This is a genomic window from Bradyrhizobium sp. BWC-3-1, assembly GCF_032917965.1.
Lineage (GTDB): Bacteria > Pseudomonadota > Alphaproteobacteria > Rhizobiales > Xanthobacteraceae > Bradyrhizobium > Bradyrhizobium canariense_D.
Genome location: NZ_CP136625.1, coordinates 8,367,276 through 8,386,120, shown reverse-complemented (window position 1 = coordinate 8,386,120; position 18,845 = coordinate 8,367,276). Strand labels below are relative to the sequence as shown.

Genomic DNA, 18,845 nt, shown 5'->3' with positions numbered 1-18,845 from the left:
TAACCTTGTGAAACGCCGAAACGCGCATTTGGTTGCGCGATCATTGTTGATTTTTTGATGCGACTGCTCAGAGCTGACATGCGCGACGTTTGGCGCGGTCCTTGAATAAACCAAATCCGAAGGGATCAGCTTGGCAACGCCTGCGTTCATCAGTATTAGGTCGTTCCAACCGAGGCCGAACGGCCTGTAATCACGGTGACCGCGGCGGCGCCAAGCATGATCGCGCTGAGTGGGTTCTAGGAGGATTTTTCGTGCAAGAGACGGGCGTGCGCAACGGTGCCTTCGGCGCCGACAAATTCGGCTTAAAGAATCTCAAGCAGGTTCACTGGAACCTCGGTGCGCCGCAACTCTATCAATACGCGCTCTCCGCGGGCGAGGCGGTGCTGTCGGCCGATGGCGCGCTCTGCGCCGACACCGGCGAGTTCACCGGCCGCAGCCCCAAGGACAAATTCACGGTGCGTGACGCCACCACCGACAAGAAGATGTGGTGGGCCGGCAACCAGTCGATCACCGCAGAGCAGTTCGAGACGCTCTACCAGGACTTCCTCAAGCACGCCGAAGGCATGTCGCTGTTCGCACAGGACCTCTATGGCGGCGCCGATCCGGCTTATCGCATCAAGACCCGCGTCTTCACCGAGCTCGCCTGGCACTCGCTGTTCATCCGCACGCTGCTGATCCGTCCCGAGGCGATCGAGCTCTCGGCGTTCGTGCCCGAGCTCACCATCATCGACATGCCGAGCTTCCGCGCCGATCCGAAGCGCCATGGCTGCAAGTCGGAGAATGTCGTCGCGATCGATTTCGCCCGCAAGATCGTGCTGATCGGCGGGTCTTACTATGCCGGCGAGATGAAGAAGTCGGTCTTCACCACGCTGAACTACTATCTGCCCGAGCGCGGCGTGATGCCGATGCATTGCTCGGCCAATGTCGGCGCCAAGGGCGATGCGGCGATCTTCTTCGGCCTGTCCGGCACCGGCAAGACCACGCTGTCAGCCGATCCGAACCGCACGCTGATCGGCGATGACGAGCACGGCTGGGGCCCGAACGGCGTCTTCAACTTCGAAGGCGGCTGCTACGCCAAGTGCATCAAGCTGTCGCAGGAAGCCGAGCCCGAGATCTATGCCGCCTCGACCCGCTTCGGCGCGGTGCTCGAGAACTGCGTGTTGGACGAAGACACCCGCGTGGTCGATTTCGACGACGGCTCCAAGACCGAGAATACGCGCTCGGCCTATCCGCTCGAGTTCATCCCGAACGCCTCGCGCACCGGCCGCGCACCGCAGCCGAAGAACGTGGTGATGCTCGCCGCCGACTCCTTCGGCGTGCTGCCGCCGATCGCCAAGCTCTCGCCGGCGCAGGCGATGTATCACTTCCTGTCGGGCTACACCGCCAAGGTCGCTGGCACCGAGCGCGGTCTCGGCAATGAGCCGCAGCCGGAATTCTCGACCTGCTTCGGCTCGCCCTTCCTGCCGCTCGACCCCTCCGTCTACGGCAACATGCTGCGCGACCTGATCGCCCAGCACAATGTCGACTGCTGGCTGGTCAACACGGGATGGACCGGCGGCAAGTACGGTACCGGCTCGCGCATGCCGATCAAGGTGACGCGCGCGCTGCTGACCGCGGCCCTCGACGGCTCGCTTCGCAACGTCGAATTCCGCACCGATAAATATTTCGGCTTCGCGGTCCCGACCGCGCTGCCGGGCGTGCCGAGCGAGATCCTCAACCCGGTCAACACCTGGAAGGACAAGGACGAGTTCGACAAGACCGCCCGCGCGCTGGTCGGCATGTTCCAGAAGAACTTTGCCAAGTTCGAAGCCCAGGTCGACGCCGAGGTCCGCGCCGCTGCACCGGACGTGAAGCTCGCGGCGGAGTAAGCTTGCGTCGTTTGAAATTCGAAAGGGCGGCCGCGAGGCCGCCCTTTTGCTTTTCAAGATGTCTCTCCACCGTCATTGCGAGCGCAGCGAAGCAATCCAGAATCCCTCCGCGGAAACAGTCTGGATTGCTTCGCCGCGCTCGCAATGACGAACTTGCGGAAGCAGCTACGCCTTGAAATACGCGATCTGCGTGCTCGTCGCGAGCAGCCTTCCGTGGGGCGACCACAGCTCGGCGTTCTGGTCGGCGTAGCTCTTGTGCATGATCTTTGAATCTGCGGTCGCCAGCACGCGGGTGATGTCCTCGGCCGCGAGTTCTTCGCTGTCAGTGTGGAAATACGTCGTCAGCGACACCGTGCCAAACGGCACCAGCTCGCGCCGCGCGTGGAAGATGCGGCCGAAGAAGGCGTCCGACATCGACATCAGCGACGGCATGTCCAGCTTGCGCGGCTCGCGATCACTGATCCAGAGCTTTGAGTAAGTGCTGGCGAGTTCGGGCTTGGACGGGCCGATCCGCATCTCGCCCTCGACGAACCGGAATTCATACTGGTTGGCCCAGGACGCCGCGATCTTTGGGAACGGCATCGTCTCTTCGAACGGCTTTGCATCCGGATATTGCGCCACCCTGTGGTCCCAGGACGGCCGGCGTTCGGCGAACACCGCGGTGGCGAGGGTTGCGACCTCGCCGCCGCCTTGCGACAGTTCAACGCTCCAGTGCTGGCTGGAGCGGTTGGCCTTCACCAGTCGCACGTCGAGATCGAACGGCCCCTTGGCGATCGGCGCGCAGTAATTCACGGTGAGCGCCAGCGGATCGCCGGCACGTTCCGGATGCTCGATCAGCGCGCGCAAAATGGTCGCGGCCGTGACGCCGCCGAACGGGCCGACAAAGGCCCAGTAATCGTCGCTGGTGTGTCCCTGCCAGCTCGAGTCACCGGCGGTGACGCGGGTGGCGTCGTCGAAAGGGTGCGGGAGCTTGGCGTGCATTGCTTGATCCGGCGTTCAATGACGGACGTCATATCACGTCCGCCGCCGGCTTGTGCAATTACCTCGTGGGTAACCGATTTCACGTCGCGGAAATTCAGCCCGCGACGTCGCGCAGGGTCGGCAGCAGCGGCGTGGTGGGGTTGACCGGCACGTTCCAGATCTCCTCGGCGTATTCGCGAATGGTGCGGTCGGAGGAGAACCACGCCATGCGCGCGACGTTGAGGATCGAGGCGCGGGTCCAGGCCGGCGCCACCTGCCAGCGCGCATCGACGCTGCGCTGCGCCTCGTAATAAGAATCGAAGTCGGCGCTGACCATGTAATGGTCGAGATAGCGCAGCGCATGCGCGATCGATTCGAAGCGGCCGGGATCGCCGGGCGAGAATTCGCCGGCGCCGATCGCATTGATGGCGCGCTGGAGCTTCGGCGAATTGCGGATCACGTCCGAGGCGTCCAGCCCCTGCTTGCGCCGGATCATCACGTCACCGGCTTCCATGCCGAAGATCGCGATGTTCTCCGCGCCGACATGGTCGCGGATCTCGATGTTGGCGCCGTCGAGCGTGCCGATGGTGAGGGCGCCGTTCAGCGACAGTTTCATGTTGCCGGTGCCGGAGGCTTCCATGCCGGCTGTCGAGATCTGCTCGGAGAGGTCGGCAGCGGGAATGATCACTTCGGCAAGGCTGACATTGTAGTCGGGCAGGAACACGACCTTGAGCTTGCCGCCGATGGCGGGATCGTTGTTGACGACTTCCGCAACATCGTTGATGAGTTTGATGATCAGCTTGGCGTAGCGGTAGCTCGCCGCCGCCTTGCCCGCAAAGATCTTCACCCGCGGCACCCAGTTGCCGTTGGGGTCGTCCTTGATCGCCTGGTACAGCGCGACCGTCTCGATGACATTGAGAAGCTGGCGCTTGTATTCGTGGATGCGCTTGATCTGCACGTCGAACAGCGCGTTCGGGTCGACCTTGATGCCGAGGCGCTCGCCGATCAGGCGCGCCAGCGCCGTCTTGTTGTGAAGCTTGACTGCGCGGAACCTCTTCTGGAATTCGACGTCGCTGGCGCGGGCCTCGATCAGGCTGAGCTGCGTCGGATCATCGAGCACGGCGTCGCCACAGGTCTCGCGCAACAGATCGGTCAGTTTCGGGTTCGCCAGCATCAGCCAGCGGCGGAAGGTGATGCCGTTGGTCTTGTTGGTGATGCGGCCGGGGTAGAGATGGTTGAGGTCGTGGAACACGGTCTCCCGCATCAGGTCCGAATGCATCGCCGAGACGCCGTTGATGCGGTGGGAGCCGACGAAGGCGAGCTGGCCCATGCGCACGCGCCGGCCGCTCCGCTCGTCGATCAGCGACACCGAGGCGCGGAAGTCGATGTCGCCGGGGGCGCGCGCCTCTGCGAGCGCGAGATGCTGCACGTTGATGCGGTAGATGATCTCGAGATGCCGCGGCAACAGCCGTTCGAACAGCTCGACCGGCCAGGTCTCCAGCGCCTCAGGCAGCAGCGTGTGGTTGGTGTAGGACAGCGTGGCGACCGTGATCTTCCAGGCCTCGTCCCAGCGGAAATTGTGGTCGTCGATCAGGATCCGCATCAGCTCGGTGACGGCCAGGCTCGGATGGGTGTCGTTGAGCTGCACCGCGACCTTGCTCGACAGGCTGCGAAGCTGGCCGTCCGACGCAAGGTGCCGCTTGATCAGGTCCTGCAGCGAAGCCGAGACGAAGAAATATTCCTGGCGCAGGCGCAGCTCGCGGCCCGCCGGGCTCTCGTCGTTCGGGTAGAGGAATTTACAGATCGCTTCCGCGCGCGACTGCTCGGCGCTGGCGCTGACATAGTCGCCGGTGTTGAAGGCATCGAGCTTCAACGGATCGGGCGAGCGTGCCGACCACAGCCGCAGCGCGTTGACGTGCTGGCCGCGCCAGCCGACGATCGGCGTGTCATAGGCCATCGCCTGCACGGTCTCGGACGGATGCCAGATCGCGCGATCGCGGCCCTTGTCTTCGACATGCTCGACACCGCCGCCGAAGCGAATGTCATAGATCACTTCGGGCCGCTGCAATTCCCAAGGGTTGCCGAAGCCGAGCCATTCGTCCGGATATTCCTGCTGCCAGCCCTGATTGATGATCTGACGGAACAGGCCGTAATCATAACGGATGCCGTAGCCGATCGCAGGGATCGACAGCGTCGCCATGCTTTCCATGAAGCAGGCGGCGAGACGGCCCAGGCCGCCATTGCCGAGCGCCGCGTCCGGCTCGCATTTGCGCAGCTCAGGCAAGGAAACGCCGAGATCGCCGAGCGCGACCTCGAAGATCTTCAATAGCCCCATATTGTTCAGCGCGTCGCTGAAGAGGCGGCCGATCAGGAATTCGAGCGAGAGATAATAGACCCGCTTGCGCCCCGCATCGTAGCTGTGCTTCTCGGCCGTGAGCCAGCGATGCACGATGCGATCGCGCAGCGCCAGCGCCGCGGCCTGGTACCAGTCGTGCTTGGTGGCCATGCCCGCATCCTTGCCGATGGCAAGGCGCAGCTTCGCCAGGATCGCGCCCTTGATCTCAGCCAGAGCGAGTTCGTCGATGGGCTGGTTGGGGGCGGAGAAATTGGGCTGGAACGATGAATCTTGCAAAGTCGTCACTTCCTGGTCGCGAGAACACTACTGACCCTACGCATCTTGCCTCTGTACGGAACCATTGCTGGTGCGACCGTGCACTGCGTTTGGCGTAAAATTATGCAAGGAACGGGCCGATTTGGGAACCCGGACGCATACGGGGAAACGTGGATTTGGTGCTAGAATGGCGGCCAATTCAGCCATCAGTGTGGAGGAGGCGCCCGATGAACTCTCTGATGAGACCTGTGACGCGACGGCTGATCGAAATCGCCGCCGCCACCTTCCTCGTCGTCTGCATCACCGCGTCCAGCGCCGCCTTCGCCGCCGGCAAGATCGGCCGCGGCGCCGACGGCCTGAGCTGCGCCGTCACGCTTCCGCAAAACGCATCCTCCGCCGCCCGCTGCGCCGCCATCAAGCGCCAATGCGGCGGCAAATTTTACGCAAGCGCGTGCGGGGATAAGTTGATGTCAGCGGCGAATTGAGCAGGGGCTGGTGCAACGAAGAAGGTGTCGTCCTGGCGGAAGCTAGGACCCATTACCCGCCTGTCAGATGAGGCCTGACCGATCATTCCAATCGGGATTTCTTCCTCGATCAGCTTGATCTTCCAGTCCCGCTTCCAGAACTTGAGCTGCTTCTCGCGCGCGATCGCCTCCTGCAGTGTTGCGTAGGCTTCGACATGAACGAGGCGGAAGATTTTATACTTGTGCACGAACTTCGAGCCGCGACCCGAACGATGTAGCTCAAGCCGCGCGCGGACGTCGTTGGTGATTCCGATATAGATCGTGTCGTGATGGCGGCTTGCGAGAATGTAGACGAAGTAGCTGCTCGTGCTCATGGCCCAACCCGCAAAAGCAACACTGACCGGGTAATGGGTCCTGGCTTTCGCCAGGACGACGCTCTCCAACAATCGCGCCTAACATCAGAACAAATTAAGAACACTTTAGCAAGTCTTTGATATATCATTGTGATTCGGCGTGTTGCCGACACCATATCTAGCGTCTGCCAGACTTCGCGAGGACTACATGTCCACCATTGCCTTCGATCAATTTGCCCTCACCAGGATCGCCGATTTCGCGCGCTCGCTGTCGCGGCTGCATCAGGCGGCGCGGCGCCACGCGGTCGACGACGACCAGTTCGACCGCGAGTTCAACGCGGTGTGCCAGTCGATCTGGGGCTACACCATCGACGACGTCAGCGACGATCTGTTTTCGGCGCAGGACCATCTGTTCCTCGACACGCTTGACGAAGCGCATGCGCGCATCTTCGCCGCCGAGCAGGGTTATGATCTCGTCGACGACCAAGGCATGCTCACCGACTGGTGGGGTTTTTGCTGGATGATTTTAGCCGAGAAGCGCGGCCTGCTCACGGCAGACAACCGCGCCGCCGCGCGCGCGGCGATCGAGGAGAAATATCTGGCGGCGCCGAACGTGATCGGCGTGATCATCGGACGGTGACCCACCATCCTCCGTCATTGCGAGGAGCCTCTTGCGACGAAGCAATCCAGAGTGCCTCCACGGAGCCAGACTGGATTGCTTCGCTTCCGCCTTCGCTCTTCGAGCTTCGGCGGACAAGTCGCTCGCAATGACGGCTTGGCTACAGACGAGCCTGAGCTAGTCCAGCCCAGCCCGCTTCGCCGGCTTTTGCGTTTTCGGCACCGTCACGTCGGGGAGCGTCTCGCGCACGATCTCCGCGGCAGGGGCATCCGCCGCCACCGTGTCGGCGCGCACCGGCGCCACCTTCATCTCGCCGAGCCGTGCGCGGACCTGCGCGGTGAGACCGGGATAGGAGGCGACCGGGGTGAAGTCCGCGGCCTGGTCGTTGCCGACGCGGATGCCGGTATAGGCGACGAGACCGTCGCTGGTGGCGATCACGTCGCCGGGCTTTAGCGACGAGTCCAGCGCCAGATCGACCGGAGCAAGGCCGACCGGCTCGCGGCCGTTGCAGGTGCAGTCGGCGCGCAGCGCCTTGCGATAGGCGAACGCGTTCTCGCTATCGGCATAGCGCTCGCCGGTCTGCGACGCCGCGCCGTCGATCGAGGAGCCGAAATAGATCTTGGTGGCGCTTGCAGGACAGAACGCCTGACACATCTGCGCGGGCGAGGTGAGACCGCGCATCAGCGGAAAATATTTGCCGTCGCAGCTGCGCACGCAGAACGCCGGTCCCGAGCCGCCGGCCGCAGCCGAACGTGTCGGCGGCACGTATGGCGGACTTGCGCCGTTCTGCTGGCCGGTGAATGGATCGGCGTAGGAGCTCGGCTGCTGCGGCACCTCACGCTGCGGCCGCTGCTGCTGCTGCATTCCGCCGAAGAAGAAGTCGAACAGGCCTTCGGCCGAAACCGGGGCCGGAGCCGCAACCAGCGGTGCTGCCAATGTGGCGGCTACGAGCATCGCGCGACGCCACCGGCGCGCATGGGACATGACTGTACGCAAACGCTTACTCCACCCGGCGCTACCCAACCGGCCGGGACCATCAGGTCTCAGCACATGATTCACCATAAGGCGGGATGGTAAATGAGCGGTTGAGGGGGGAGGAGCGGCGTCGCCGGACGGGTGGACCTCGTCATGGCCGTGCTTGTCCCGGCCATCCAGGATCTCTGGTGCGGCAAAGACGTGGATGCCCGGTCAAGCCCGGGCACGACGGCGGAAAAAGTCTAGCCGCTCAAGCCTTCAAGAACTCCGACGCCTTGTACAGCGAGCGGAACGGCAGCCCGGCCGCGCCAAAGGTGTCGTCGGCGCCTTCCTCGCGGTCGACCATGGTCAGCACCAGCACCACTTCCGCGCCGGTCTCGCGCACCGCTTCCACGGCCTTCATCGCCGAGCCGCCGGTGGTGGTGACATCCTCGACGATCACGACGCGCTTGCCCTCCAGCGTCTCGCCCCTGGGCAGCCCCTCGATCGCGAGCTTGGCGCCATGCTCCTTCGGCTTCTTGCGCACGAAGAAGGCCGCGATGGGATGGCCCTTGATCCAGGAGATCTGCGCCAGCGCGCCGGCCAGCGGCACCGCGCCCATCTCGAGCCCGCCGATGAAATCGAGCTGGTCATCCTTCAGCGCCTCATAGGTCAGCTCGGCGAGCAGGGTCGCACCCTCCGGGTCGAGCATGGTCGGCTTGAGGTTGAAGTAGAAGTCGCTCTTGCGGCCCGACGCGAGCGTCACCTCGCCGCGGCCGAAGGAGCGCCGGCGGATGATCTCGAACAGGCGGGCGCGGGAGGCTGATTTAGACACGGCGGGCCCTCGGGAGCATTTTTGGAGGTGGCGGAATTTATCCGCGACGGCCTCGACATTCCAGAGGGGGCTTCCCCCGTCAACAGGGATCGGCCATCCCGGGCGGCCGGTTGTGGGGGTGCAACGTTCTGGGGTAGGTGGATGCCGGATATCTCGGGCAAGAAAACCTGCAAGAAGGCTGGGCAAGGACACGCGACAAATGACCATCGAGCTGCACACCTGGAACACGCCGAACGGCCGCAAGATCTCGGTCGCGCTGGAGGAGATGGGGCTGCCCTACAAGGTGATCCCGGTGAATATCAGCAAGGGCGAACAGATGGCGCCGGAGTTCCTGAAGCTCTCGCCCAACAACAAGATTCCCGCGATCCTCGATCCCGAGGGGCCGGACGGCAAGCCCGTCAGCATCTTCGAGTCGGGGGCGATCCTGCTGTATCTCGGCGAAAAGACCGGCAAATTCCTGCCGAAATCGCTTTCGGGCCGCATCCCCGTCTATGAATGGCTGATGTGGCAGATGGGCGGCTTCGGGCCGATGCCGGGCCAGGTGCACCATTTCATCGCGCTCGAGAACGAGCAGGACCGCGCCTACGGCCTCAAGCGCTACATGGCGGAGACGCGACGGCTCTACGGCGTCCTCGACCGCCGGTTGGAGGCTCGCGATTTCGTGGCCGGCGAGCTCTCGGTTGCCGATTTTGCCATCCTGGGCTGGGCCTGGCGTCACCCTCGCCACAAGGTTGACCTGGCCGACTTCCCCAACGTCAAGCGCTGGTACGAGGCCCTGATGGCGCGCCCCGCGGTGAAGCGGGGCATGGAGGCGAAGCTGGATTGATCTTTCTCTCCCTCTCCCCGCAAGCGGGGAGAGGGGAAAATCACACCTTCCGCGCTTCCACCGCCATCCGCACCGCAAGCCCGGCCAGCACCGTGCCCATCAGCCAGCGCTGGACCAGCATCCAGCTTGGCCGGCTTGCGAGAAACAGCGCGATCGACCCGGCCGCGAGCGCGATCATCGCATTGACGCTGACGCTGATCGCGATCTGGATCGCGCCGAGCACCACTGACTGCGCCAGCACGCTGCCGGCGGTGGGATCGATGAACTGCGGCAGCAGCGCGAGGTAAAGCATCGCGATCTTCGGGTTGAGCAGATTGGTGACGAACCCCATCGCGAACAATTTGCGCGGGCTGTCGATCGCAAGCTGCTTCACCTGGAACGGCGAGCGCCCGCCCGGCTTCACTGCCTGCCAGGCCAGCCACAACAGATAACCCGCGCCGGCAAAGCGCAGCGCGTCATAGGCGAAGGGAACGGCGAGCAGCAGCGCCGTGATGCCGAATGCCGCGCACAGCATGTAGAACACGAAGCCGAGCGCCACGCCGCCGAGCGAGACGTTGCCCGCCGCAGGCCCTTGCGTGATCGAACGCGAGATCAGGTAGATCATGTTCGGCCCGGGCGTGAGCACGAGGCCGAGGCAGACGAGAGCGAAGCCGAGCAGGGCGGAGGCGTGGGGCATGGCTGAACCGGTGCGGGAGACGGCTCGATTTTAATATGCGAGGCCTCGCCGTGCCATCGCGCAATTGCACGGAGGACAATTCTGACCTGTGTCTCTCTCTCTATAGGTCGTCCCGGCCCCCGTGCGGGCGCACTTGGCCGGGACGACACTCAAAGTTTGGAAGGAGCGAAGTGAAGACGTAGCGTCAATGTGCCTCGTCCCAATTGTTCGCTGCGCGTGCATCGACATGCAGCGGCACCGAGAGCAGCACGGCCGGGAACGGCGCGTCCTGCATCACGTGCTGCACGACGGGGAGCGTCGCCTCGACCTCCGCGTCCGGCACCTCGAAGATCAGTTCGTCGTGCACCTGCAGCAGCATCTGCGCCGACAATTTCTTCTGGACCAAGGCATCCTCCATCCGCGTCATCGCGCGGCGGATGATGTCGGCGGCGGTGCCCTGGAGCCGGGCGTTGATCGCGGCGCGCTCGTTGAAGGCCCGCACCGAGGCGTTCGAAGCCTTGATGTCGGGATAGTACATCTTCCGTCCGAACAGCGTGGTGACGTAGCCGTGGCTCCGGCAGAAGTCGCGCGTCTCGTCCATGTAGGCGCGGATGCCGGGGAAGCGTTCGAAGTATTTCTTGATGTAGGCGGAGGCCTCTTCGCGCGCGATGCCGAGCTGGTTGGCGAGGCCGAACGCCGAAATGCCGTAGATGATGCCGAAATTGATCGCCTTGGCGCGGCGCCTGATTTCGCTCGGCATGCCCTTGATCGGCACGCCGAACATTTCCGATGCCGTCATGGCGTGAATGTCCAGACCGTCGCGGAACGCCTGCTGCAGCACGGGAATGTCGGCGATCTCAGCGAGCAGCCGCAGCTCGATCTGCGAATAGTCGGCGGAGACGAGCTTGTGCCCTGGCGTTGCGATGAAGGCGCGCCGGATCTTGCGTCCGTCCTCGGTGCGCACCGGAATGTTCTGCAAATTCGGCTCGTTCGACGACAGCCGGCCCGTCGTGGTCGCGGCCAGCGCGTAGGTCGTATGGACGCGGTGGGTCTGGGGATTCACGTAGGTCGGCAACGCGTCCGTGTAGGTCGATTTGAGCTTCGAGACCTGGCGCCACTCCAGAATCTTCTTCGGGAGGTCGTGGCCCTGCTCGGCGAGCTCGTCGAGCACCTGAGCGGTGGTCGACCACGCGCCGGTCTTGGTCTTGGTGCCGCCCGACAGTCCCATCTTGCCGAACAGGATGTCGCCGATCTGCTTCGGGCTGCCGACATTGACCGGCTCGCCCGCGATCTGCTGGATCTCGGCTTCGACACGGGCCGCAGTCTGGGCGAAGTCGCCGGAGAGACGCGACAGCACCTGACGATCGATCGAGATGCCGCGCCGCTCCATGCGTGCGAGCACCGCGACCAGCGGGCGTTCCAGCGTCTCGTAGACCGTGGTCATGTGCTCGGCGATGAGGCGCGGCTTCAGCACGCGCCAGACGCGCAAGGTCACGTCGGCGCCTTCCGCCGACAGCGACGCGGCCTTGTCGATCGGCACCTGGTCGAACGTGATCTTGCCCTTGCCGCTGCCGAGCAGCTCGTTGTCTTTGAGCATCGCGTGACCGAACCAGCGCTCGGACAGTTGCTCCAGCGCGTGCGAGCCGCGGCCGGCATCGAGCACGTAGGAGATCAGCTGCGCATCATCGGTGTTGCGCAGTGTGATGCCGTGCTGCGCCAGCATCACCGCGGTGAATTTGACGTCGAAGCCGATCTTGAGAATGCCTGGTGATTCCAGCACCGGCCGCAACGCTTCGATCGCATCAGTGTGCTTGACCTGGTCGGGCGCGAGGCCCGCGTCGAACAGGCCGGCGCCGCCGCCGGACTGCTTGTGCGCCAGCGGCACGTAGCAGGCCTCGTTCGGCGCCAGCGCCAGCGCGATACCGCAGAGGTCGGCCTGCATCGGATCGATCGAGTTTCCCCGGATCTCGACCGCGACATGGCCGGCATCGTGAATGCGCGCGATGAACGCGTTCAATTCCGCGAGCGTCTTGATGGCCTGGTACTTGCTGCGGTCGACCGGAAGCTTGCGCAAAGCCTCTTCCCGCGCGGCGGCGAGCGAAATCGGCGCGCCCTTCGGACTCGCGGCCTTGTCCTCCTTGCTCGCCGAAGGGTTGCGCTGGCCCACCGGAACTTGCGCCGGCGCGCCGGGTCCCGGGGCCGGCACGACGTCCGAAGGCGGCAGCGGCGAGAAGACGCTGGCGCCGCTGGAATAGCCGGGATCTGCATCGACGTTGGCCGGGTCAATCTGCGAGAATTCGGCGACGCGGCGCGTCAGCGTGGAAAACTCCATCGCCTTCAGGAACGCGATCAGCTTGCGCGCATCGGGCTCGTGGACGGCGAGATCATCCAGGGGGACTTCGAGGTCCACCTTGTCGTCGAGCAATACGAGCTGCCGCGAGATGCGCGCCTTCTCAGCGTTCTCGATCAGCGCCTCGCGCCGCTTCGGTTGCTTGATTTCGGTGGCCCGGAACAGCAGTTGCTCGAGATCGCCATATTCGACGATCAGCTGCGCCGCGGTCTTGATGCCGATGCCGGGCACGCCAGGAACGTTATCGGTGGAATCGCCGGCCAGGGCCTGCACTTCCACCACCTTCTCCGGCGGCACGCCAAACTTCTCGATCACCTCGGGGATGCCAATGCGGCGGTCCTTCATGGTGTCGTACATGGTGACGCAGTCGGTGACGAGCTGCATCAGGTCCTTGTCGGAGGACACGATTGTCGCGCTTGCGCCGCGCTCGCAGGCTTGCCGTACATAGGTCGCAATCAAATCGTCGGCCTCGAAGCCCACCTGTTCCAGGCAAGGCAGGTCGAAGGCGCGCACCGCCTCGCGGATCAGCGAAAATTGCGGGATCAGATCGTCCGGGGCCGGCTGCCGGTGTGCCTTGTACTCAGGATAGATCTTGTTGCGGAAGGTGATTTCCGACTTGTCGAAAATGATCGCCAGATGGGTCGGCCGGTTGTCCTCGGGCATCTCGCGCAACAGCTTCCACAGCATGTTGCAGAAGCCGAGCACGGCATTGACCTGCAAGCCGTCGGACTTGCGGTTCATCGGCGGCAGCGCATGGTAGGCGCGGAAGATGTAGCCGGAACCGTCGACCAGGAAGACATGGTCGCCCTTGCCGGCCGCCTTCGCGGCAACGGGCTTGGCAGCAGCTGTCGCAGCAGCGGGCTTGGTTTCGGCGGCCTTGGGCGCGGCAGCCTTGGTGTCAGCTTGGGCGGTGGTCTTTGGGGAGCTCTTGGGCATGGCCGCAATGTATGAATTTTTGCGGGATTTGACAGCCTTGGGAGGTGGATTTTTGGCTTGCGGATGCCGCTATCCCCACTGTCATTTCCCGCATCCCCCGCTGTCATTCCCCGCGACGGCGGGGAATCCAGTACGCTGCGGCTTCTCCGTATACGACTGCTGCCCTCTGGAATACTGGATCCCCGCCTTCGCGGGGATGACAGCAGAGTATCACTCCGCCGCCTGCAACACCGCGCTTGTCTTCTTCGGCGCGATCCAGAACGCATCGGGCCGCTCGAACAGGAAGTTGCCGCCAAGGCGCAGTGCGATCTGCCAGATTGCGAGCGAGCCGATCACGCCGGCGATGGTCACGATCAGCGACACCGCACCGATGTCGGGAATGATGCCCGTGCGCAAGAGCAGCGTCCGTGTCGCCGCCATCGGCAGGAAGAAGGCGAGATAGATCACGATCGAATGCTCGCCGCAGAAGCGGAAGACATTCAGCCATTGCACGCGCGCGAGCAGCGTGCCCATCGTGATGATGGCGCAGGCGCCGGCGAAGCCGAGCACGAGCGATACGATTTTCCATTCGCTGGCGCCGAGCGCAACGAGGCCGGCATTGACCAGCACCCATGTCGCGAGCGCTGTCAGCGCCCATGCGGGATGATTGCGCGCGCGGTCCGACAGCGCGAACACGTAGGGCGCGAACAGATAGCCCGAATAGAAATAGATGAAGCGCGCGCAGAACTCGTCGATCGCGGTCCAGCCGGTCGAAATGCGCGCCGACTCCAGCGCGGCCGCGACGAGCCATATCGCGGGCTGCGGCATGCGCCGTGTCAGTTTTGTGACGACGAAGAAGATCGGCAGGAGGTAGATGAACCATAGCGTGCCGAACGGCTCGACGAAGGATTCCAGATATAGCAATCCGGCGTCGCGCCAGCTCGTTTCTGCTGCGAATGCGGGGGCCTTGAAGCCGAACTGGATTGTCACCCAGACGACATAGAAATAGGCGAAATGCACCACTTTGCGGTCGAGATAGCTTCGCCAGTCCCGGTCGATCACCAGTGACAGGAACAGACCCGAAATCAGGAAGAAATCAGGCATCCGGAATGGCTTCGCGAAGGCCACCAAAACATGCATGAAACCGGTCTCGCCGGCGGCAAGCTCGACCCCCAGCACCGAATGCATCATCACGACCATGACGATGCAGATGCCCTTGGCGTAATCGACCCAATCGACGCGCGCAGCAGCCGGGGCCTTGAGTCCCCCGCTCGCGGCGATTGTGCCTGATGGTGCCATGGTGTCTCTTTTCGAGGCGTGTTCCGCCAGATCTGTGTGAACGCGGAGCAGTTTGCCGCCTTGCGGCTTACGATTTCTTTACTGGTACAATTGCTGTGCCGTTTTTTGCACGCGGGCTGTTCCCTCACCCCGGGAAAATGCTAAACCGCCGTGGAATTGGGGTTTTGTTAACCAAGCCAAACAGGGTTTTTCATGCGCATTGCTATGATCGGCACGGGCTATGTGGGACTGGTGTCCGGAGCCTGCTTTGCGGATTTCGGCCACGACGTCATCTGCGTCGACAAGGACGAGAAGAAGATCGCGGCCCTTCATCGCGGCGAGATCCCGATCTACGAGCCTGGGCTCGACGAGCTGGTGGCGACCAACGTCAAGGCCAAGCGGCTGGAGTTCACCACCGATTTGTCCAAGCCGGTTGCGGATGCCGATGCTGTCTTCATCGCGGTCGGCACGCCGTCGCGCCGCGGCGACGGCCACGCTGATCTGTCCTACGTCTATGCCGCTGCGAAAGAGATCGCGCAATCGCTGTCCGGCTTCACCGTCGTCGTGACCAAATCGACCGTTCCGGTCGGCACCGGCGACGAGGTCGAGCGCATCATCCGCGAGACCAATCCCAAAGCGGACGTCGTCGTCGCCTCGAATCCCGAATTCCTGCGCGAGGGCGCGGCGATCCGCGACTTCAAATTCCCCGACCGCATCGTCGTCGGCACCTCCGACGAGCGCGGCCGCAAGGTGATGAGCGACATCTATCGGCCGCTGTCGCTGAACCAGGCGCCGCTGATGTTCACGGAACGCCGCACCGCCGAGATGATCAAATACGCCGCCAACGCCTTCCTCGCGACCAAGATCACCTTCATCAACGAGATCGCGGACCTCTCCGAAAAGGTCGGCGCCAACGTGCAGGAGGTCGCGCGCGGCATTGGCCTGGACAACCGCATCGGCACCAAATTCCTGCACGCCGGCCCCGGCTTCGGCGGCTCCTGCTTCCCAAAAGACACCAAGGCGCTGATCAAGATCGCGCAGGACTACGACGTGTCCTTGCGCATCGTCGAATCCGTGCTGGCGGTCAACGAGAACCGCAAGCGGGCGATGGCGCGAAAAGTGAGCCAGGCACTCGGCGGCTCGCTCCGCGGCAAGACCATCGCCGTGCTCGGCCTCACCTTCAAGCCCGACACCGACGACATGCGCGATGCGCCGTCGATCCCGCTGGTCACCGGCCTGATCGACATGGGCGCGAAGGTGAAGGCCTTCGATCCTGTCGGCATGGAGCAGGCGAAGACTGAGCTGCCCAGCATCACTTATTGTGAGGACGCTTATTCCTGCGCGGAAGGCGCCGATGCGATCGTGATCGTCACCGAATGGGTGCAGTTCCGTGCGCTCGACCTCGACCGGCTGAAAGCGACCATGGCGCAGCCTGTCATCGTCGACTTGCGCAACATCTACCGCCCCGAGGAGATGGCTGCGGCCGGCTTCGTCTATGAGAGCGTTGGACGGCCGCCGGTGCAGGGCTAGCGATCCGACCTCGCAACGATTCCGTCATGGCCGGGCTTGTCCCGGCCATCCACGTCTGTTTTCTAGTGTGACGACGTGGATGCCCGGCGACTTCCGTGCGAAGACGCGCTTCGCGCTTTTTGTTCGGGCGTGACGAATGGACAGGCCTTGCCCCGCAGTTTCGACACGCCCCTCCCGATCGATGCCGTGCTCGACGACCTCTCGCGCACGCTGGAGGCGCATCATGCCGCCGTGCTGGTGGCCCCTCCTGGCGCCGGCAAGACCACGCGCGTACCGCTGGCGCTGCTCGATGCCCCCTGGGCCAAAGGCAAGAAGATCATCGTGCTGGAGCCGCGGCGCATCGCGGCGCGCGCCAGCGCCGACCGCATGGCCAAATCACTCGGTGAACGCGCCGGCGAGACTGTCGGCTATCGCGTCCGCTTCGGCTCGAAGATCTCGCGCGCGACCCGCATCGAGGTGGTGACGGAGGGCATCTTCACCCGCCAGATTCTCGACGATCCCGAACTGTCGGGCATCGCCGCTGTGCTGTTCGACGAATTCCACGAGCGCTCGCTCGATGCCGACATGGGCCTGGCGCTGGCGCGCGACGCGCAGCTGGGCTTGCGCGAGGATTTGCGCATCCTCGTGATGTCGGCAACGCTCGATGGCGCCCGCGTGGCAAAATTGCTGGGCGAAGCGCCCGTCGTCGAAAGCGAGGGCCGCGCCTTTCCGGTCGAGACGCGCTATCTCGGCCGCAAGGCTGACGCGCCGATCGAGCGGCAGATGGCGGATGCGATCGCCTCGGCGCTGCGGGCCGATGCCGGCTCGGTGCTGGCGTTCCTGCCGGGCGCCGCCGAAATCCGCCGCACCCAGAATTTCCTCGCCGAACGCATACACGATTCCAGCATTGAAATCGTGCCGCTGTTTGGCGCGCTCGACGCCGCCGTGCAGGATCGTGCCATCTCGCCGGCGCCCAAGGGCACGCGCAAGGTGGTGCTGGCGACCTCGATCGCGGAGACCTCGCTCACCATCGAGGGCGTGCGCATCGTGGTCGATTCCGGTCTCGCCCGCGTGCCGCGCTACGAGCCCGACATCGGCTTGACCCGGCTCGAGACCGTGCGCGTCTCCCGCGCGGCGGCGGACCAGCGCCGCGGCCGCGCCGGCCGCACCGAGCCCGGTATCTGCTACCGGCTCTGGGACGAACCTCAGACAGCCTCGCTAGCGCCCTACACCCAGCCCGAGATCCTCAGCGCCGATCTGTCCTCGCTGGTGCTCGATCTCGCGCAATGGGGCGTCGCCGATCCTGCCGCGCTGTCGTTTCTCGACCCGCCGCCGCAGCCGGCCTGGAAGGAAGCAAAAAGCCTGCTCTCCGAGCTCAACGCGCTCGATGGCGATGGCCGCATCACCGCGGAGGGCAAGAGCCTGCGCGCGCTGGCGCTGCCGCCGCGGCTCGCGCGCATGATCGTGGATTCGCACCGTGCCGGCGAAGGCGAGGCCGCCGCCGAGATCGCGGCCATCATCACCGAGCGCGGGCTCGGCGGCGACAGCGTCGATCTCGAGCACCGGCGCGATCAGTTCCGCCGCGACCGTTCCCCGCGTGCCGCAAGCGCGCGCGACCTCGCCCGGCGCTGGGCTTCGCAGGTGGCGGCGTCAGAGAAGGCGGCGACCGCAGAAGGTGACCTCTCGACCGGCCTGATGCTCGCCTACGCCTTCCCGGATCGCGTCGCGCGCAACCGCGGCAATGGCAGCTTCGTGCTCGCCAACGGCCGGGGTGCTGCGGTGGATCAGACCTCGTCGCTCGCGCGCACGCCTTATATCGCGGTCGGCGAGATGACCGGCACGGCGGCGAGCGGGCGCATTCTGCTCGCGGCGCAAATCTCGCAGGACGAGATCGAGCGGCATTTCGCCGAGCATATCGAATCCGTCGAGGAGATCTCGTTCGATCGCGGCGCGATGGCGCTGCGGGCGCGGCGCAAGCGCGCGCTGCACGCGATCACGCTCTCCGAGGCGACGCTCGCCGTGTCGCCCTCGGGGGACACTGCGCGCATCTTCGCCGACGGGTTGATCGCCGCCGGACTCGACCGGCTGCCCTGGTCGAAGGTAGCCAAACAATGGCGCGATCGCGTGATGTTTTTGCGCAGGGCCGAAGGCGACAGCTGGCCCGATCTCTCGGACGACGGATTGATCGCGCGGCGCGACGATTGGCTGGTGCCGGCGCTCTACGACAAGATCGCGCTGAAGGATATTTCCGTCGGCGATCTCTCCGACGCGTTGATGGCTTTGTTGCCGTGGGAGATGCGCGCGCGGCTCGACCGCGAGGCGCCGACGCATTTCGAGGCCCCGACCGGCAGCGTGCTCGCGATCGACTATGAAGCCGAGCAGGGGCCGACCATCGCGGTGCGGCTGCAGGAATTGTTCGGCCTCAACACCCATCCCTCGATCGCCGCCGGCAAGGTGCCGCTGGTGCTGGAACTGCTGTCGCCGGCGCAGCGCCCGGTGCAGGTGACGCGCGATCTCCCCGGTTTCTGGCGCGGCAGCTACAGTGCCGTGCGGTCCGATTTGCGCGGCCGCTACCCGCGCCATCCCTGGCCGGAAGATCCGGCGAATGCGCTGCCGACCCGGCGGGTCAAGCCGCGCGGGACGTGAGG

13 protein-coding genes and 1 pseudogene are annotated in these 18,845 nt (G+C 64.5%); 6 read left to right on the top strand and 8 right to left on the bottom strand.

The features are described 5' to 3' along the window. Nucleotides 1-251: 251 nt before the first annotated feature. Nucleotides 252-1,868, top strand: coding sequence for a phosphoenolpyruvate carboxykinase (locus RX329_RS40090; RefSeq protein WP_085358560.1), 1,617 nt, complete (start codon nucleotides 252-254; stop codon nucleotides 1,866-1,868). 165 nt (nucleotides 1,869-2,033) lie between these two features. Here RX329_RS40090 and RX329_RS40085 read toward each other — a convergent pair whose 3' ends face one another. Beyond that, the gene (locus tag RX329_RS40085; protein WP_085352000.1) at nucleotides 2,034-2,849 is read right to left on the bottom strand and encodes an acyl-CoA thioesterase; all 816 of its coding nucleotides are present in this window, start codon (nucleotides 2,847-2,849) and stop codon (nucleotides 2,034-2,036) included. A gap of 94 nt (nucleotides 2,850-2,943) precedes the next feature. Beyond that, nucleotides 2,944-5,460: a glycogen/starch/alpha-glucan phosphorylase gene (locus RX329_RS40080; RefSeq protein ID WP_085384957.1), complete on the bottom strand. Its 2,517-nt coding sequence runs from the start codon at nucleotides 5,458-5,460 to the stop codon at nucleotides 2,944-2,946. A 218-nt stretch (nucleotides 5,461-5,678) separates the two neighbouring features. Between RX329_RS40080 and RX329_RS40075 the strand changes: the two genes are divergently transcribed. Beyond that, on the top strand, nucleotides 5,679-5,924 hold the full coding sequence (locus RX329_RS40075; RefSeq protein ID WP_317246490.1) for a hypothetical protein: 246 nt from the start codon (nucleotides 5,679-5,681) through the stop codon (nucleotides 5,922-5,924). A gap of 63 nt (nucleotides 5,925-5,987) precedes the next feature. On the opposite strand, the pseudogene RX329_RS40070 reads toward RX329_RS40075, so the two are convergent. Further along, nucleotides 5,988-6,277, bottom strand: a pseudogene (locus tag RX329_RS40070) (GIY-YIG nuclease family protein). Nucleotides 6,278-6,464: 187 nt separating this feature from the next. Between RX329_RS40070 and RX329_RS40065 the strand changes: the two are divergent. Beyond that, nucleotides 6,465-6,896, top strand: coding sequence for a hypothetical protein (locus RX329_RS40065; protein WP_018460048.1), 432 nt, complete (start codon nucleotides 6,465-6,467; stop codon nucleotides 6,894-6,896). Between the two features lie 156 nt (nucleotides 6,897-7,052). Here RX329_RS40065 and RX329_RS40060 read toward each other — a convergent pair whose 3' ends face one another. Both RX329_RS40060 and pyrE read right to left on the bottom strand, forming a co-directional pair. Then, nucleotides 7,053-7,829 carry a DUF2865 domain-containing protein gene (locus tag RX329_RS40060; protein ID WP_083926594.1) on the bottom strand — a complete coding sequence of 259 codons (777 nt, stop codon included), beginning with the start codon at nucleotides 7,827-7,829 and terminating at the stop codon, nucleotides 7,053-7,055. 271 nt (nucleotides 7,830-8,100) lie between these two features. Continuing rightward, nucleotides 8,101-8,664: an orotate phosphoribosyltransferase gene (pyrE, locus tag RX329_RS40055; protein ID WP_018460046.1), complete on the bottom strand. Its 564-nt coding sequence runs from the start codon at nucleotides 8,662-8,664 to the stop codon at nucleotides 8,101-8,103. 199 nt (nucleotides 8,665-8,863) lie between these two features. On the opposite strand from pyrE, the gene RX329_RS40050 reads away from it, so the two are divergent. Next, nucleotides 8,864-9,490, top strand: coding sequence for a glutathione S-transferase family protein (locus RX329_RS40050; RefSeq protein WP_085358608.1), 627 nt, complete (start codon nucleotides 8,864-8,866; stop codon nucleotides 9,488-9,490). 40 nt (nucleotides 9,491-9,530) lie between these two features. On the opposite strand, the gene RX329_RS40045 is transcribed toward RX329_RS40050, so the two are convergent. The 3 genes from RX329_RS40045 to RX329_RS40035 all read right to left on the bottom strand — a co-directional run bounded on the left by RX329_RS40045 (nucleotide 9,531) and on the right by RX329_RS40035 (nucleotide 14,709). Further along, entirely contained in the window at nucleotides 9,531-10,166 is a 636-nt protein-coding gene (locus tag RX329_RS40045) for a LysE family translocator (RefSeq protein ID WP_085358610.1), read from the bottom strand. 184 nt (nucleotides 10,167-10,350) lie between these two features. Further along, on the bottom strand, nucleotides 10,351-13,431 hold the full coding sequence (gene polA / locus RX329_RS40040; RefSeq protein ID WP_085358612.1) for a DNA polymerase I: 3,081 nt from the start codon (nucleotides 13,429-13,431) through the stop codon (nucleotides 10,351-10,353). Nucleotides 13,432-13,641: 210 nt separating this feature from the next. Then, a complete protein-coding gene (locus RX329_RS40035) occupies nucleotides 13,642-14,709 on the bottom strand; it encodes an acyltransferase family protein (RefSeq protein ID WP_085358614.1) in 1,068 nt (355 codons plus the stop codon). A 192-nt stretch (nucleotides 14,710-14,901) separates the two neighbouring features. Between RX329_RS40035 and RX329_RS40030 the strand changes: the two genes are divergently transcribed. Both RX329_RS40030 and hrpB read left to right on the top strand, forming a co-directional pair. After that, entirely contained in the window at nucleotides 14,902-16,218 is a 1,317-nt protein-coding gene (locus RX329_RS40030) for a UDP-glucose dehydrogenase family protein (protein WP_085358616.1), read from the top strand. Between the two features lie 147 nt (nucleotides 16,219-16,365). Next, nucleotides 16,366-18,843: an ATP-dependent helicase HrpB gene (hrpB, locus tag RX329_RS40025; protein ID WP_085384947.1), complete on the top strand. Its 2,478-nt coding sequence runs from the start codon at nucleotides 16,366-16,368 to the stop codon at nucleotides 18,841-18,843. Nucleotides 18,844-18,845: the final 2 nt, after the last annotated feature.

Bases quoted from the DNA above. Each gene is read 5' to 3' on its own strand.
- RX329_RS40065 (WP_018460048.1), top strand. From the start codon at position 6,465: ATGTCCACCATTGCCTTCGATCAATTTGCCCTCACCAGGATCGCCGAT.
- RX329_RS40045 (WP_085358610.1), bottom strand. From the start codon at position 10,166: ATGCCCCACGCCTCCGCCCTGCTCGGCTTCGCTCTCGTCTGCCTCGGC.
- RX329_RS40060 (WP_083926594.1), bottom strand. From the start codon at position 7,829: ATGCTCGTAGCCGCCACATTGGCAGCACCGCTGGTTGCGGCTCCGGCC.
- RX329_RS40030 (WP_085358616.1), top strand. From the start codon at position 14,902: ATGCGCATTGCTATGATCGGCACGGGCTATGTGGGACTGGTGTCCGGA.
- RX329_RS40075 (WP_317246490.1), top strand. From the start codon at position 5,679: ATGAGACCTGTGACGCGACGGCTGATCGAAATCGCCGCCGCCACCTTC.
- RX329_RS40050 (WP_085358608.1), top strand. From the start codon at position 8,864: ATGACCATCGAGCTGCACACCTGGAACACGCCGAACGGCCGCAAGATC.
- RX329_RS40085 (WP_085352000.1), bottom strand. From the start codon at position 2,849: ATGCACGCCAAGCTCCCGCACCCTTTCGACGACGCCACCCGCGTCACC.
- polA (WP_085358612.1), bottom strand. From the start codon at position 13,431: ATGCCCAAGAGCTCCCCAAAGACCACCGCCCAAGCTGACACCAAGGCT.
- RX329_RS40035 (WP_085358614.1), bottom strand. From the start codon at position 14,709: ATGGCACCATCAGGCACAATCGCCGCGAGCGGGGGACTCAAGGCCCCG.